The organism is Pseudomonas sp. PS01298 (assembly GCF_029959745.1).
GTDB lineage: Bacteria > Pseudomonadota > Gammaproteobacteria > Pseudomonadales > Pseudomonadaceae > Aquipseudomonas > Aquipseudomonas aylmerensis.
Map to the genome: position 1 here is coordinate 1 of NZ_JASCPP010000240.1, position 648 is coordinate 648.

Annotated in this window: 2 tRNA genes and 1 rRNA gene; all 3 read right to left on the reverse strand. The window is 46.0% G+C overall.

Annotated features, from left to right (window positions below):
• Positions 1-299 precede the first annotated feature (299 nt).
• Positions 300-375 (reverse strand) — tRNA-Ala (locus QMX97_RS32025).
• A gap of 10 nt (positions 376-385) precedes the next feature.
• Positions 386-462 (reverse strand) — tRNA-Ile (locus tag QMX97_RS32030).
• Between the two features lie 124 nt (positions 463-586).
• A 16S ribosomal RNA gene (locus tag QMX97_RS32035) occupies positions 587-648 on the reverse strand; the annotation flags it as partial.

Here is a 648-nt window from a genome sequence, read left to right on the forward strand (position 1 = left end):
ACCACGTCTTTCATCGCCTCTGACTGCCAAGGCATCCACCGTATGCGCTTCTTCACTTGACCATATAACCCCAAGCAATCTGGTTATACTGTGAAGACGACATTCGCCGAAAATTCGAATTTCTCAACTAAGAGAACTCACAAATTTTACCTTAGCCTGATCCGTTACCAGTGAAAGTAACGTTCAGTCTATCTTTCTATCACATACCCAAATTTTTAAAGAACGATCTAATCAAAGACTAGAAATCAATATTCATTAGTGAATATTCATTTCTAAACTCTAACAGCAGAAGCAGTTAATGGTGGAGCCAAACGGGATCGAACCGTTGACCTCCTGCGTGCAAGGCAGGCGCTCTCCCAGCTGAGCTATGGCCCCATAACAAAATTGGTGGGTCTGGGCAGATTCGAACTGCCGACCTCACCCTTATCAGGGGTGCGCTCTAACCAACTGAGCTACAGACCCAATTTCGAGCGCGTAACTGATTAGCTAAGAGCTATCAGCTTGGAGCTTAAAGCTGCTTCTATCGTCTTCTTCAATGAATCAAGCAATTCGTGTGGGAACTTATGGAGCAGCTGATGTCGTCGATTAAGGAGGTGATCCAGCCGCAGGTTCCCCTACGGCTACCTTGTTACGACTTCACCCCAGTCA